The 14,787-nt window shown below is 70.8% G+C and carries 13 protein-coding genes; 5 read left to right on the forward strand and 8 right to left on the reverse strand.

Annotated elements, in window-relative coordinates; all coding sequences use genetic code 11:
- Positions 1-50 precede the first annotated feature (50 nt).
- Positions 51-800, reverse strand: coding sequence for a ZIP family metal transporter (locus ACGFNU_RS02105; protein ID WP_392589382.1), 750 nt, complete (start codon positions 798-800; stop codon positions 51-53).
- 200 nt (positions 801-1,000) lie between these two features.
- Between ACGFNU_RS02105 and ACGFNU_RS02110 the strand changes: the two genes are divergently transcribed.
- Both ACGFNU_RS02110 and ACGFNU_RS02115 read left to right on the forward strand, forming a co-directional pair.
- The gene (locus ACGFNU_RS02110) at positions 1,001-2,149 is read left to right on the forward strand and encodes a glycoside hydrolase family 5 protein (RefSeq protein ID WP_392589383.1); all 1,149 of its coding nucleotides are present in this window, start codon (positions 1,001-1,003) and stop codon (positions 2,147-2,149) included.
- A 14-nt stretch (positions 2,150-2,163) separates the two neighbouring features.
- A complete protein-coding gene (locus ACGFNU_RS02115) occupies positions 2,164-3,303 on the forward strand; it encodes a glycoside hydrolase family 5 protein (protein WP_392589384.1) in 1,140 nt (379 codons plus the stop codon).
- Positions 3,304-3,384: 81 nt separating this feature from the next.
- Here the strand turns inward: ACGFNU_RS02115 and ACGFNU_RS02120 are convergent, their stop codons facing one another.
- From ACGFNU_RS02120 to ACGFNU_RS02140, 5 genes are all read right to left on the reverse strand, one after another.
- Complete coding sequence (locus ACGFNU_RS02120; RefSeq protein ID WP_392589385.1) at positions 3,385-5,541, reverse strand: (Fe-S)-binding protein; 2,157 nt, start codon at positions 5,539-5,541, stop codon at positions 3,385-3,387.
- 405 nt (positions 5,542-5,946) lie between these two features.
- Positions 5,947-7,155: a CU044_5270 family protein gene (locus ACGFNU_RS02125; RefSeq protein ID WP_392589386.1), complete on the reverse strand. Its 1,209-nt coding sequence runs from the start codon at positions 7,153-7,155 to the stop codon at positions 5,947-5,949.
- Positions 7,152-7,718 carry an RNA polymerase sigma factor gene (locus tag ACGFNU_RS02130; protein ID WP_392589387.1) on the reverse strand — a complete coding sequence of 189 codons (567 nt, stop codon included), beginning with the start codon at positions 7,716-7,718 and terminating at the stop codon, positions 7,152-7,154. The genes ACGFNU_RS02125 and ACGFNU_RS02130 overlap by 4 nt, the downstream gene beginning before the upstream one ends.
- A 100-nt stretch (positions 7,719-7,818) precedes the next feature.
- Complete coding sequence (locus tag ACGFNU_RS02135) at positions 7,819-8,529, reverse strand: LLM class flavin-dependent oxidoreductase (protein ID WP_392589388.1); 711 nt, start codon at positions 8,527-8,529, stop codon at positions 7,819-7,821.
- Entirely contained in the window at positions 8,442-8,798 is a 357-nt protein-coding gene (locus ACGFNU_RS02140; protein WP_392589389.1) for an LLM class flavin-dependent oxidoreductase, read from the reverse strand. Before ACGFNU_RS02140 ends, ACGFNU_RS02135 begins: the two co-directional genes overlap by 88 nt.
- Before the next feature lie 195 nt (positions 8,799-8,993).
- Here ACGFNU_RS02140 and ACGFNU_RS02145 point away from each other — a divergent pair, with 195 nt between their 5' ends.
- A complete protein-coding gene (locus tag ACGFNU_RS02145; protein WP_392590972.1) occupies positions 8,994-10,529 on the forward strand; it encodes an MFS transporter in 1,536 nt (511 codons plus the stop codon).
- Positions 10,530-10,664: 135 nt separating this feature from the next.
- Here ACGFNU_RS02145 and ACGFNU_RS02150 read toward each other — a convergent pair whose 3' ends face one another.
- Complete coding sequence (locus ACGFNU_RS02150; protein WP_392589390.1) at positions 10,665-11,879, reverse strand: acetyl-CoA C-acetyltransferase; 1,215 nt, start codon at positions 11,877-11,879, stop codon at positions 10,665-10,667.
- A 164-nt stretch (positions 11,880-12,043) separates the two neighbouring features.
- Between ACGFNU_RS02150 and ACGFNU_RS02155 the strand changes: the two genes are divergently transcribed.
- Positions 12,044-13,594: a 3-hydroxyacyl-CoA dehydrogenase gene (locus ACGFNU_RS02155; RefSeq protein ID WP_392589391.1), complete on the forward strand. Its 1,551-nt coding sequence runs from the start codon at positions 12,044-12,046 to the stop codon at positions 13,592-13,594.
- A gap of 11 nt (positions 13,595-13,605) precedes the next feature.
- Positions 13,606-13,716, forward strand: a complete 111-nt coding sequence (locus ACGFNU_RS02160) for an acyl-CoA dehydrogenase family protein (RefSeq protein WP_392589392.1) — start codon at positions 13,606-13,608, stop codon at positions 13,714-13,716.
- A gap of 20 nt (positions 13,717-13,736) precedes the next feature.
- Here ACGFNU_RS02160 and ACGFNU_RS02165 read toward each other — a convergent pair whose 3' ends face one another.
- Positions 13,737-14,786 carry a CU044_5270 family protein gene (locus tag ACGFNU_RS02165; protein ID WP_392589393.1) on the reverse strand — a complete coding sequence of 350 codons (1,050 nt, stop codon included), beginning with the start codon at positions 14,784-14,786 and terminating at the stop codon, positions 13,737-13,739.
- Position 14,787: the final 1 nt, after the last annotated feature.

Consider the following 14,787-nt stretch of genomic DNA (forward strand, 5'->3'; position numbering starts at 1 on the left):
CGTGACGAGGGCCGCTTGGACCACCGCGTCCGAGCGGCCTTCGGCCGTTCTCACCCTCCTGCGCCGACGATGAACATCACCGCCAGGACCCCGAGGCCCGTCGCGCACAGGGTCAGCACGCGCGGATTCCGGCTGTGCGCCTCCGGCAGGATCTCTGCCGCCGCCAGATACAACAGAACTCCGGCAAAGAAGCCGAGGTACGGGCCAAGCGCCGCCTTGGGCACGTCCACCAGCAACGTGACCGCGGCCCCTGCCACCGGCGCGAGCGCGTCCGCGACGAGCAGCACGAGCGCCGGGCGGCGGTCCGTCCGGTCCAGGGACGCCGCCGTGAACGTGTTGAAGCCGTCCGCGAAGTCATGCGCGATCACGGCCATCGCCACGAAGATCCCCACCGAGGAGCCGGACTGGAAGCCCAGCCCGATGCTCAGCCCGTCGATGAAGCTGTGCCCGACCAGCGCGCTCGCGGCCGCCAGCCCGACCTTGCCCTGCCCAGGCTCCGCGCAGTGACGGTGCTGGTGGGGCGCGTAAGCGTCCTCGTGCTCCTGGTGGATCGCCGTCGCCTGCTCGATGACGTGCAGCAGCAGGAACCCGCAGGCGAAGCCGGCCATCGGCGCGGGCACACCCAGCACCGTCAGATCCGACAGCTCCAGCGACTCCGGGACGAGGTCGAACGCGGCGACGCCGAGGATCAGCCCGCCGACGAGCCCGAGCACCAGATGCCGGTGCTCGTGGACGCGCATCGCGGCCACGCCGCCGACCAGCGTCATCAGGCACGACACCACCGCCAGGACCACAACCATGATCAGGTCCTATCAACCGCCGCCCCACCCGACGTCCAGGCGGGGGCCAAGAAAGCCCGCCGATCACGAACAACGGAACGGTAACGATCTCCCCGGCCCGCCCCCCGCGCGACGTGATCATGAGGGTAGCGTCCCCTCCCGCGAACGATCTTGATCTTCGACGCCGCTCTCTCATGCCGCCCCGAAGGGAACCCCCGCCCATGCGCCGGCTGACCATCACCTTCACCGCCGCCCTCGCGATCGCCGCCGTCACCGGCTGTTCAGCGACCGCCCCAAGCCAGGAGGGCTCGCTCGCGGGTGCCAAGAGCACGGCGCTCACGCGCGCCAAGACGAGCGCCACGTCCAAGGCCCTCGCGGGCAAGCTGCGCACCACCGCCAAGCAGGCCTTCGTCGGCACCCGCGGCCCCGAGCAGCTGAACGGCCCCAACCTGCAGCCCATCTGGGACGCGAACGACCCCGACACCTGGGGCCAGGACACCTACGACCAGATCAGGGCGAAGGGCTTCACCGCGGTCCGGATGGTCCTGTTCTGGGACGACTTCGAGCCGAGCAAGGGCCAGTGGAACGAGACCGCCTTCGGCACCCTCTCCACGGCCCTCGACCACGCGAAGAACGCCGGACTCTACGTGATCTTCGACTGCGTGCACCTCTTCGGCCAGCCCGAGGGCCAGTCCCGCGTCCCCGAATGGGCCCGGACGACCGACGGCATGGGCGCGGTCGCGGCCAACGGCCTCGGCTTCCTCCAGCAGCTCGCGACCCGCTACGGCGGCAACGAGGCGCTCGCCGCCTACGACCCGGTGAACGAGCCGTACCGCTGGCCGGTCAACCACCGGACCGTCCTCGCCGACTACACCAAGATCGTCAACGCCCTCCGCGCCAAGGACACCACGACCAGCATCATGATCGAGCCGACCTACGGCGCGGCCAAGGTGCCGGACGCCGACCTCGCCGCGCTCACCCCGTCCAACCGCACCAACCTGATCTGGTCGTTCCACGACTACTACGTCGGCGGCAAGGGCGAGGGCTACGACGCCAACGGCATCGGCGTCAGCCCCAATGCCTCTGACGGCACCACCGGTTACAACGCCGCCAACAAGGCCGACCTCGCCAAGCACCTCCAGGTGCAGCTCAACACGGCGGCCAAGGCCGGCATGCCCGTGTGGGTCGGAGAGTTCGGCATCGGCGCCGACGCGACCGGCCATGACCAGTTCATCAAGGACAAGGTCGCCCTCTACAAGTCCAAGGGTCTCGGTTACTCCTGGTGGGAGTACAAGGACGGCTCGGGCGCCTTCAGCATGATCGATCACGAGGACGACTCCTGGCGACCCTGGGTCGGTCTTCTCTTCTGATAATCAATGAACGGATGCTCATGCACCGCATAGCCATATCCCTCGCCGGCGCCGCGGCCCTCGCGGTCACGGCGACCGCCTGCTCCGGCGCCGAACGTCCCACCGGCCTCACCGCGGCCGACGCCGACGCCAACGCCGCCGCCCAAGCCGCTCCGACGCTCAGCAAACTGCACGCCACCGCCAAGGAGGCCTTCGTCCTCCCCAACGGCAAAGCGGTCCGCCTGAACGGCCCGAACCTCCAGCCCATCTGGGACCCGAATTCCAGCAACACCTGGGGGCAGGCCACCTACAACGCCATCAAGGCCAAGGGCTTCAAGGGCGTCCGGATGGTCCTCTTCTGGGACGACTTCGAGCCGCGCAAGGGCGCCTGGAACGAGAAGGCCTTCAAGACGCTCTCCACGGCCCTCGCCCGCGCCAAGGCCGCCGGGCTCTACGTCGTCCTCGACAGCGTCCACCTGTACGGCCAGCCCGAGGGCCAGTCCCGGGTCCCCGCCTGGGCGCGCAAGAGCGACGGCATGGGCGCGGTGGCCGCCAACGGCCTCCGTTTCCTCCAGCAGCTCGCGACCCGCTACGGCAAGAACCCGGCGCTCGCCGCGTACGACCCGGTGAACGAGCCGTACCGCTGGCCGGTCAACCACAAGAGCGTCCTCGCCGACTACGCCAAGATCGTCAACGCCATCCGGGCCAAGGACGCCAAGACCAACATCGTCCTGGAGCCCACCTACGGCGACGCGAAGGTCCCGGCCTCGGCGTTCGCCTCGTTCAAGCCCGCCAAGCGAAACAACCTCGTCTGGTCGATCCACGACTACTACGTGGGCAACGCGGGCGCCGGCTACAACCGCGACGGCATCGGCGTCTCACCGAACGCCTCGGACGGCAAGACCGGTTACAAGCCCGCCAACAAGGCCAACCTCGCCAAGCACCTCAACGTCCAGCTCGCGCTGGCCAAGTCGGTCAAGCTGCCGGTCTGGATCGGCGAGTTCGGCATCGGCGCCAAGGCGACCGGCCACGACCAGTTCATCAAGGACAAGGTCGCCCTCTACAAGTCCAAGGGCATCGGCTACTCCTGGTGGGAGTACCAGGACGGCAGCGGCGCGTTCAGCATGATCAACGCGAACGACAGCTGGAAGCCCTGGGCCGCCTGGGTCAAGTAGCCCGCACGACAACGCCCCGGCGATCCGTCCAGGATCGCCGGGGCGTCACCATTCAGGCTCAGCTCCTCAAGCCGAGAAGCCCTACTCGGCCGCGACGGGCTCCTTGCCCGGAGCCGCGCCGGCGGCGCCCTCGCCCTTGATGGAACGGATCAGCAGCTGGGAGACGTCGACGACTTCCAGCGTCTCCTTGGCTGCGCCCTCGTTCTTCTTCTCGTTGATGGCGTCGCCCAGCATCACCAGGCAGAACGGGCAGGCCGTGGAGACGGTGTCCGGATTGGTCTCCAGCGCCTCGTCCACCCGCTCGGTGTTGATGCGCTTGCCGATGCGCTCTTCCATCCACATCCGCGCGCCGCCGGCGCCACAGCAGAAGCCGCGGTCCTTGTGGCGGTGCATCTCCTGGGTCTTGACGCCCGGCACCTTGGCCATGATGTCGCGCGGCTGCTTGTAGACCTTGTTGTGCCGGCCCAGGAAGCAGGGGTCGTGGTAGGTGATGTTCTCCTCGATCGGGGTGACCGGGGTGAGCTTGCCCTCGTCGACCAGGTGCGCGAGCAGCTGGGTGTGGTGGACGACCTCGTACTGGCCGCCGATCTGCGGGTACTCGTTGGCCAGGGTGTTGAAGCAGTGCGGGCAGGTGGCGACGATCTTCTTGACGCCCGCCTCGTTCAGCGTCTCGACGTTCTGCTGGCCGAGCATCTGGAAGACGAACTCCATGCCCAGGCGCCGCGCCGGGTCACCGGTGCAGGCCTCCATCGGGCCGAGCACGCCGAACTTGACGCCGGCGATGTGCAGCAGCTCGGCGACCGCCTTGGTGGTCTTCTTGGCGCGGTCCTCCAGGGCGCCGGCGCAGCCGACCCAGAAGAGGTACTCGACGTCCTCGGGCATCTTCTCGTCGATGACCTCGACCTCGAAGTCGAGCTCCTCGATCCACTCGAGGCGCTTCATCTCGGACATGCCCCACGGGTTGCCCTTGTTCTCGAGGTTCTTCAGCATGACGCCGGCCTCGCTCGGGAACGAGGACTCGATCATCACCTGGAAGCGGCGCATGTCGAGGATGTGGTCGATGTGCTCGATGTCGACCGGGCACTGCTCGACGCACGCGCCGCAGTTGGTGCAGGACCAGAGGACGTCCGGATGGATGACGCCGTCCTCGCCGACGAGCTCCTTGTCGACCTCCATGGCGAGCTTCTGCTCGTCGGTGAACTTCTCCCGCTCCTCGGAGGAGGCGATCATGTACGGCGCCTTGTGGAACGCGTGGTCGCGCAGCTCCAGGATCACCATCTTCGGCGACAGCGGCTTGCCGGTGTTCCAGGCGGGGCACTGCGACTGGCAACGCCCGCACTCGGTGCAGGTGGCCATGTCGAGGAGGCCCTTCCAGGTGAAGTCCTCGATCTTGCCGCGGCCGAAGGTGTCCTCGTCCGGGTCGGCCTCCTCGAAGTCGAGGGGCTTGCCGTTGCTCATCATCGGCTGCGCGGCGCCCAGGCCGTCGGGACGGCGCTTGAACATGACGTTGAGCGGCGCGATGAAGATGTGCAGGTGCTTGGAGTTGACGACGATGACGAGGAAGACCAGCGCCACGCCGATGTGCAGCAGCAGGCCGATCGACTCGATCACCTCGAGGGTGTCGTGGCCGATGCCCTTGAAGAGCTGGCCGACCGCGTAGGAGAAGTACGCGCCCTTGCCGTACGCGAGGTTGCCGCTGGCCCACTCGGCGCCCCGGAAGAAGAACATCGTCCAGATGACGTTGAAGATCATGAAGAGGATGAGCCACGCGCCACCGAGGTGCGAGCCCTTGAACCGCGACTTGCGGTCCAGCTTCTTGGGCGAGTTCTTGAAGCGGATGATCGCGAAGACGATCAGGCCGAGCGTGCACAGCAGCGCGATCGTGTCCTGGACGAACCCGATCGGCCCCCACGTCTGGAGGCCCGGAATGTGCTTGTCGAGCCCGAAGAGCAGGGCGACGCCCGCCTCCAGGTAGACGGTGGCGAGCAGGATGAAGGCCCACATGACGGCGGCGTGCGCCAGGCCCGCGACGGTCCATTTGAGCAGTTTGCGCTGCCCCATGACCTCGACGACCTGGCTCTCGACGTCGCCCTTGGGGTCACGCTTGACCTGCAGGACGCGCTCGGGGTCGGGCTGGCCGGTCTGGAACCACTTCCACAGGAACAGCACCCGCCGGCCGGCGAGCGCCAACGCGACCGCCGTTCCGGCGAGCCCAATGATCAATGTGAGCCAGAACACTGTTCCGTCCTCCTGAGGTACGGGCGTTGGCTGTCAGCGTAGGGCTCGCGACAGACTGCACTTCATCCGGGCCCCGAATACTACTCGGCAGTAGCTTATGCCTCATAGCCGTCCCCGCCCGGCGGTGTCTCATGGCTTCGCTCCGCTCAGCGGCTTCAGGCGCGTCCACGATCTTCCGACCGCTATATATACGCCTACCGATGCCCGCCGCAATGCCCTCGCAACCTCGGTGAACGCTCCGACGCCGAACTCACCGGCCGCGGACGGCGAACGCGTATGACGGACGCGCGCCGACGCGAACCTCAGACGGCGAACGGGGCGCCCTCCTCACCCGAAGGCAAGGAGGACGCCCCGCAGGCGATCCCGACGACCCGACGATCCCGGACGATCCCGGACGATCCGTGATCAGCCTCGTTGCGTGTCGGCCTTGGTCGGTGCCGTGTCCGTCCACCCGGCCTCGTCGATGGTCGACCCGGACAGCAGCGCCCCGGCGGGCAGGTTCGCGTTGACGCCCGCCGGCTTCACGATCACGATGTCGTAGCCCAGCGCCCGGCCGCGCTTCTCATCAATGATCAGCCGGTGCTCCAGCGTCCCGTTCGACGGCGTGCGCTCGGTCAGGATCAGGGCGGTCCCGATCCGTCCCGCGCCGTCCCGCACCGGCCCGACCGCCTTGATCGTCTTGAGCTGGGCGAGCATCCGGAAGGCGCCCGCCCGGACCTTCGGCGTCACCGGCATGTCGGTGATCAGGCCCTTGGTCACCTGCCAGAGCCAGTCGTCGGCCTTCATCGGCTCGCTCAACGACTCGGTGCTGTGCCCGTCGTACCACCGCAGCAGCGAGGCCTTCAGCCGCTTGGGGTCGGCGGGCAGCCCCTGCAGGTCCTTCATGGTGACGTTGCGCCCCAGCCAGAAGACCTTGTCGCCGTTCACCAGCTTCGAGCTGCTGGTGTGAGGCCTGCCCGGCGCGACGTCGACGGGCATCGGCTTCAGCATCCCGCCCTTGGGGGAGACGGGGATCTCGACATTGAACCTGGCCGGCGAACCCGCACGCCGCCAGGCGGCGTCGTCCTTCGCGGTCAGCGGCTTGGCGCCCAGGCGCTGCTGCCGCCCCCAGGCCTTGCCGCCGGGCTTGGCCGGCGTCCAGGCCTCGTCCCTCTCCGTGGTGACGATCAGATAGCGGTTCGCGCCCTTGCCCACCTGGAGATGCCCGCGGCTGGTCCTCGCGACGTGCCAGTAGGCGCCCGACGCGAAGGCCTCACGGTCGGCGCCCGCCGCGGCGGACAGCAGCACGGTCTGGGCGTTCATGGTGACCGGGGCCTCGGTCTCCGCGCTCGGCGCTCCGCCGGCCTTGGGCCCCGGCTTCCCCGGGTCCCCTGGACCGGTGGCCGTCGTGGCGACGACCAGGGCGGCGGCCGCCGCGGCCCCCACCAGGCCGAGCCCCCACATCGGCCGGACGCGGCGCCGCACGGCGGGCTCCGCCGAACGCCCCGCCGAACGGGGCGGCACCGTCATCGCCCGTGCCAGTTCGGCGCTTCGCGTGGTCTCGTCGACCCTCGCCTCCGGGTCGAGCTCCCGCGGCCGGGCGTCCGCCAGCACGCGCAGCACGTCTCGCGTCATGACAACTCCTTACTGGTGATCCCGACACGGGCACGGACGGCGGGGGCGGGGGCGCCGAACCCCGGCTCCTCGACCGCGCGCAGCAGCCGCTTGCGCGCCCGGTGCAGCCGTACGCGCAGCGCCGCGGCCGAACATCCCACGACGCGCGCCGCGTCACGCGGCGACAATCCCTCCCAGGCGACCAGGAGCAGGATCTCCCGGTCGTCCTCCGAGAGCGTGCCCATGGCCCGCAGCACCGCGAGCCGCTCGGCCACCCCCTCGGCGACGTCGCGTTCGGCCGCGTCGCTCCATCGCCGGAGCTCGGCGTTGAACGCCTCACGCCGGGCCTGCGCCCGGTAGTTGTCGCGCAGCACGTTGCGGGCGACCCCGAGCAGCCAGGGCAGGGCGGGCTCGGGCACCTCGCCCCGCCGCCGCCACGCCACCGCGAACGTCTCGCTCACCACCTCGTCGGCGGCGTGGTGCCCGGCACGGCTGACCGCATAGGCCCACACGTTCTGACGACAGGCGTCGTACATCGCCGTGAAGCGCCGCGCGCTCTCGGGATCACCGGCCTCGTCGGCCATCGCCCGCACCTCCGTCCATCCGTCCCGTGTTCTCCATCACCAGGAAGTGGAACGGGGGCGCCCATCGTTACCGATCAATCCGCGCGAAGCGAGCGCGGGGTCAGGCGAAGGCGTTGATCAGCAGGGGAAGGTCCCAGATGCCGGCGACCGGCATCGGGAACAGCACGGGCAGGTCGATCCCGGCGGCCCGGTACTCCGCGACCCGCGCCGAGCAGGCGACCGCGTCGCCGTGCGCGACGAACCGGTCGGCGACCCGCTGCGGCACGTGCCGGGCGGCGGCCTCGTGATCGCCGGCGCGGGCGTGCCCGCGGGCCTCGTCCAGCCGGGCGCCGAAGAGCCGGTCGGCGCCGGGACGCAGCGCGTACCGGGGGACGACCGCCCGGGCCGCCTCGGCGGCGAGCGCCGCGTCGTCGGAGAGACAGCAGTGGATCACCGCGAGGACCTGGACCGATCCGGGGTCCCGGCCCGCGTCGTGGGCGGCGGCGCGGACGGCGGTGGCGGCCTCGCCCGCCTGCTCGGGCGACATCAGGTCGAGGATCACGCCGTCCGCGATCCGGCCGGCGAGCGAGAGCATGCGCGGGCCCAGCGCGCCCAGGTAGATCGGCATGCCGGCGCGGGGCGGCCGGTCCAGCGCGATCCGGCCGGTGCGGAAGAGCTCGCCTTCGTGCTCCTCGCCGGCGAGCACGGCCCGGACGACCTCCACGTACTCCTCGGTCATCGAGATCAGCGAGCTCGACTTCTGATCGGGGCGCGACGGAGGCTCGGCGGGCGAAAGGCCGCCGACCTCGTCGCCGTTGCCCAGCCCGAGCACGAACCGGCCGGCGGAGGCGTCGTCCAGGCCGCGGCGGTCTTGGCGGCGAGCACCGGCGGCCGCAGCGCGGCGTTCACGATCGCCGTCCCGACCTGGACGTGCCGGGTCGCGGCGATGACCGGGTGGCAGAGCGCGAGCGCGTCGCCGTTCCCCTCGGCCACGAAGACGGACGTGAAGCCGGCCTGTTCGGCGAGACCGGCGATCTCGCCGATGCGGGCGGGCGGCAGCCCGCTGTGGGAGGCGATGGAGAGCCCGAGCCCGATGGTCATTTGCCGTCTCATCCGCTGGAGATTCGCATCATCGCAGAAAGGATTTCGGCGAGACAGCCTCCAAACGGTGATCTATCCACCCCTGCAAGCCGTCCGGTGTGTGCGAACACTGTGCGCACTTGCAAACACCAATCCTCCTGCGTACAGTGTTCGCATGACGGGAACGTCGTTCCCAAGGAGTGAGGGGTGTTCCAGATGGAAGCGATCAAGGCGCGCCACCCGCGGCGCTGGTGGATCCTCGTCGTGCTGTGCCTCAGCACGCTGGTGCTGGTCATCGACAACATGGTCCTGACGGTGGCGATCCCGCCGCTGGCCGAGGACATCGGCGCGACCGCGCAGGACGCGCAGTGGATCCTGGAGTCCTACATCCTGGTGTTCGCCGGGCTGCTGCTCACCACGGGCAGCCTGTCCGACCGGTTCGGCCGCCGGAAGATAATGATCATCGGCTTGGCGCTCTTCGGGATCGCCTCGCTGGCGGCCACCTTCGCGACGAATCCGGAGCAGCTGATCGCGGCACGGTTCGCGATGGGCGTCGGCGGTGCGCTGATCATGCCGAGCACGCTGTCGATTCTGATCACCGTGTTCGACGACGAGGAGCGCCGCAAGGCGATGGCGGTCTGGTCGGCGGTCGCGATGCTCGGCCTGGTCGGCGGCCCGATCCTGGGCGGCGCGCTCATCTCCGCCTTCTGGTGGGGCGCGGTCTTCCTCATCAACGTGCCGATCGCCGCCGCCGCCATCGTCGCCGCCGTCGTCCTCATGCCCGAGTCCAAGGGTCCGTGGCAGAAGCCCGACCCGGTCGGCACCATCCTGTCGGTCGTCGGCATGACCTCGCTCGTCTGGGCCATCATCGAGTACCCCAAGCACGGCCTCACCGCGCCCCTCACCCTCGCCGCCGCCGGCATCGCCGTGGCCTCCCTGGCCGCGTTCGTCATCTGGGAGATGCGCACCGACGCCCCGATGGTCCCGCTCAAGCTGTTCCGCGACCGCAACTTCTCCGGCGGCAGCCTCTCGCTGACCCTGGTCCAGGTGGGCAACGGCGGCCTGCTGCTCGTCCTCACCCAGTACCTGCAGTTCGTCCTCGGCTTCTCCGCCACCAAGGCCGGGCTCGCGTTCATCCCGATGGCCGTCTCGTCCCTGTTCTTCAACGGCCTGGGCGCCGCGCTCGGCAACAAGATCGGCAACCGGGCGCCCGCCGCGCTCGGCATGCTCGGGGTCGCCGCCGGCTTCGGGATGCTCGCCACGCTGTCGCCCGGCGACGGCTTCACCAAGGTCGCCCTCGCGCTCTTCGTCTTCGGCGCCGGTGCCGGACTGGCCCAGCCCGCGATCGTCGCCGCGCTGATGGGCGCCGTCCCGGCCGAGCAGGCCGGTGTCGGCTCCGCGCTCAACGACACCATCCAGCAGGCCGGCGCCGCCCTCGGCATCGCCATCCTCGGCAGCGTGGTCGCCGGCGCCTACACCGGCGCCATGCCCGCGGACGCCCCGGAGGGCGCCCGCCGCGACATCAGCGAGGCGCTCGCCCTCGGCGACGCCGGGCTCGCCCACACCGCCCGCGAGGCCTTCACCACGGCGATGTCCAGCGCCTTCATGATCAGTGCCGCCGGTGTCATCGCCGCCGCGATCCTGGCCTTCGTGGTGATGCGCGACAAGAAGGCGGCCTCCGGCGAAACGGCCCCGGCCCCGGTGGAGGAGACGGCCACGAGCGAGAAGCCCGCGCCGGCCCTGACCGTCTGACCGCCCGGCCCCTCCTCCGGGAGACCGCCCCGCCGATCCGATCGGCGGGGCGGCTCCTCGAACGCGTGGGCTCCTGCCGAGTGGCTGCGAGTCCACGCGTTCTGCTTGGCCACGCGTTCTAGCGGTCCATGCGTCTCAGGAGTCCACGCGTTCGAAGACGGCGGCCAGTCCCTGGCCGCCGCCGATGCACATGGTCTCCAGGCCATAGCGGGCCCCGCGCCGGTCCATCTCCCGGGCCAGCGTGGCGAGGATGCGGCCGCCGGTCGCGCCGACCGGATGGCCGAGCGAGATGCCGGAGCCGTTGACGTTGGTGCGGTCCCAGTCGGCGTCCTTGAAGCCCCATTCGCGGGTGACGGCGAGGACCTGCGCGGCGAACGCCTCGTTGAGCTCGATGAGGTCCAGGTCGGCCAGCGTCAGCCCGGCCCGCTCCAGCGCCTTGGCCGTGGCGGGCACCGGCCCGATGCCCATCGTGCGCGGCGGCACCCCGGCATGTGCCCACGACACCAGCCGGACGAGCGGACGCAGCCCGAGGTCGGCGGCCCGTTCGGGGGTCGTCACCACGGCCACGGCGGCGGCGTCGTTCTGGCCGCTGGCGTTCCCCGCGGTGACCGTCGCCTCGGGGTCGGCCTTGCCCAGCACCGGCCTCAACTTGGCCAGCCCCGCCAGCGACGTGTCAGGACGCGGGTGCTCGTCGGTGTCGACGACCGTGCCGCCCCTCCGCGAACGCACGGTCACCGGCACGATCTCGTCGGCGAAACGGCCCTCATTCTGCGCGGCGACCGCCCGCTGATGCGACCGTACGGCCAGCTCGTCCTGTTCCTCCCGCCCGATGCCGTACTCGCGGCGGAGGTTCTCGGCCGTCTCCAGCATCCCGCCGGGCACGGGGTGGTTGACCCCGCCCGCCGTCACCCGGCCACGCGCCAGGGCGTCGTGCAGCTCCAGCCCGGCGCCGCGGATGCCCCAGCGCGCCTCGGTCGTGTAGAACGGCGCGGTGCTCATGCTCTCGGTGCCGCCGGCGAGGATGAGCTCGCTGACCCCGGCCTGCACCTGCATGGCGGCGTTCAGCACGGCCTGGAGCCCGGATCCGCAACGCCGGTCGACCTGGCTGCCGCCGACCTCGACCGGCAGCCCGGCGTCCAGGGCGGCGACCCGGCCGATCGCGGGGGCGTCGGAGTTGGGGTTGCACTGGCCGAGGATCACCTCGTCGACCGCCTCGCCGGGCAGTCCGGTCCGCGCCAGCACCGCCTTGATCACGGTCGCGGCCAGCTCGACCGGCGACACGGTGGCGAACACCCCACCGAACCGGCCGATCGGGGTCCGCACCGGCTCGCAGATCACCGCATCCCGCATCGTTCCGCTCCTCACGCCGTGGTCCAGTCGCAGGCTACGCGTCCGGGCGCCCGCGCTCCCCGCGGCCTTCCGCTGAGTGGTTGAGTGGCAGGAGTCCGGGGGCGCGTCGCGCCCGGGATGAATATATTTCTAGAATGATTTTCTAGCGTGGCGAGGGGACGGGCATGGAGCAGTGGGCGCGCCAGGTGTCGGCGATCCGGGTGATCGGTACCGGGGTGATGGGCCGCGGGATCGCCCAGCTCGCGGCGGCCGCCGGGATCACCGTCGAGCTCGCCGACGCCCGCGCCGAGGCCGTTGACGAGGCCATCTCCTACATCGGCGGGATGTACGGCAAGCTCTCCGCCAAGGGCCGCATGGACGAGGCGGAGGCGACCGCTGCCAAAGCCCGGCTGCGTCCCCTCGGCGATCCGCTCGCGCCCGCCACCGGCTGTGACCTGGTCATCGAGGCCGTACGCGAGGACCTGGAGACCAAGCGGGAGCTCTTCGCCTCGCTGGAGAAGGTCGTCGGCGAGCAGACCGTCCTCGCCACCAACACCAGCTCCCTCTCGGTCACCGCGATCGCCACCGCGTTGACCGACCCGTCCCGCCTGGCCGGGCTGCACTTCTTCAACCCGGTCCCGCTGATGCGCCTGGTCGAGGTCATCGGGGGCGCCCGGACGGCCGGCTGGATCACCGAGGCCCTGACCGACCTCGTACGGCGTATGGGACACGAGCCCGTGCGCGCTCCCGACACCCCGGGCTTCCTCGTCAACCACGCCGGACGCGGTCTCCCCACCGAAGCGCTGCAGATCCTCTCCGAGGGCATCGCCGAGCCCGCGGACATCGACCGCATCGCCCGCGACGTCCTCGGCCTCAGGATGGGCCCGTTCGAGCTCATGGACCTGACCGGCCTCGACGTCTCCCATCCCGTCCTGGAGACCGTCTGGTCGGGCTTCCACAACGAGCCGCGCCTCCGCCCGTCCCACATCACCCGCACTCGAATGCAGGCCGGACTCCTCGGCCGCAAGACCGGCGAAGGCTTCTACACCTACGTGGACCGCGCCAAGCAGCAGCCCCCGGAGCCCACCCCGCCGTCCGCCGAGCCCCGTCCGATCTGGGTGGACGTCGAGACCGACAAGCGGGTGCGCGACCAGCTCACCTCCCTGCTGCTGGAGACCGACGTCACGGTCGAGCTCGGCCAGGAGCCGTCCGACGAGGCGATCGTCCTCACCGCTCCCTACGGTTCGAGCGTCACGGAGCACGGCGGCACCTGGGGCCTGCCGCTGGAACGCACCTTCGGCGTCGACCCGCTGGGCGGCTTCGCGTCCCGCCTCACGCTGGCCGTCCATCCCGGCGCCGACCCCGCCGCCGGCCGCGCCGCCCTCGCCGCCCTCGCCTCGACGGGACGCCCGGTCACCGTGGTCCGCGACGCTCCCGGCTCGGTGGCCCAGCGGCTCCTCGCCTCGATCGTGAACGTCGCGTGCGACATCGCCGGGCAGCGCCTGGCCGATCCCCGCGACATCGACACCGCCGTACGGCTCGGGCTCGGCTACCCGCGCGGGCCGCTGGAGTGGGGCGACCACGTCGGCGCGGAGACCGTGCGGCGCATCCTGGCCAGGCTCTACGAAGGCACCGGCGATCCGCGCTACCGGCCGAGCCAGTGGCTGCGCGAACGCGCGGAGGCGGGACTGCCACTGACCTCCACCGGCACGACCCCCGCCGACCTCTACCGCTAAGGACGGACGACATGGACGCCGCGCGCGAGGAGCTGGCCACCGCCGCCTCGATGGCGAAGTACCACGCCGGCGAGACGGCGGTGAAGGTGTCCGACAACGCGCTGCAGGTCTTCGGCGGCTAGGGCTACACCGACAGGACGGTCTAGCCCAGCTTGCCGAGCGGGTAGTCCGGCACCGTGTTCGTCCAGCCGTACGAGACGATCGCTCGGTAGCCGGTCACCTTCGCGGGCTTCTGCACGTCCTCATGCGCGAGCACCCGCCCCGTCGCCGGGTCGAGCACGAGCCACTCCTCGTGCCGGCCGCCCTTGACCACCGGACGGGCGATCGCCGTGCCCTTCCGGCCGAGCGGGTCGGTGACCTGGCCGACGACGCGGAGGCCGGGATCGGCGGCGAGCAGCCGGTACGTCGCGCCCATGGCCTTCGGCGACGCGGGCGTCATGCCGATCTTCTGGGCGTTGCCGAACAGCCATTCCGCCGGATCGATCGGGCCGCCCTCGGCCTTCTCCAGCCGCTTGAGCGCCCGTGCGAGGAAGGCCTTGAGCGCCTGCGGGTTCTCGGGCAGCTTCCGCACGTCCGGCGGTGTGAGGCCGCCCCACTCCTGCAGCCGGAACGCGTGCCCGCCGGGCACCTTGACCTTCGTCCAGCCGGTCGGGCCGCTGTCGGTGGTGCGCTCGGGCTGCGGCTTCCCGCCCTTCCCGAAGGTCCTCGGGCCGTGCTTCGCGGGACCGAGATAGCGGCTGCCGAGACTGCGCTCGGCGGACCAGGCCTCGCGGCCGGGACCGGCATCCCACCATCCGTTCTGCAGGCTCGTGTCGTACGTGCTCTTCCCCGAGGTCATGGTGAACCGTTCCTGCGCCACCACGTGCCAGTACCTGCCGTGGGCGAGCGGCGTCCCCTCGATCTTCGTCGCCGCCGAGAGCAGGACCGTGCGGGCCGACATCGGCACCGCCGAAACGGTCGTGTCGGGTGCGCGCGGCGTCGTGCCGGAGGACACCCCGACCGCGACGGCGGTCACCGCGGCGATCGCGCCCGCCGCCAGCGCCGGGACCGCGAGCTTCCAGCGCGGCATCGAGAAGCGCGGTGCCCGCCCGGGCGAGCGGACCTCACGCTCCAGCCGCGCGCGCCCCTCCTCGATCGATCGTTCGGACGGCTGCTCGTCGAGCAGCGTGCTGATCATGCGCATCTCGTCCATC

The organism is Spirillospora sp. NPDC048911, assembly GCF_043198015.1.
GTDB lineage: Bacteria > Actinomycetota > Actinomycetes > Streptosporangiales > Streptosporangiaceae > Spirillospora.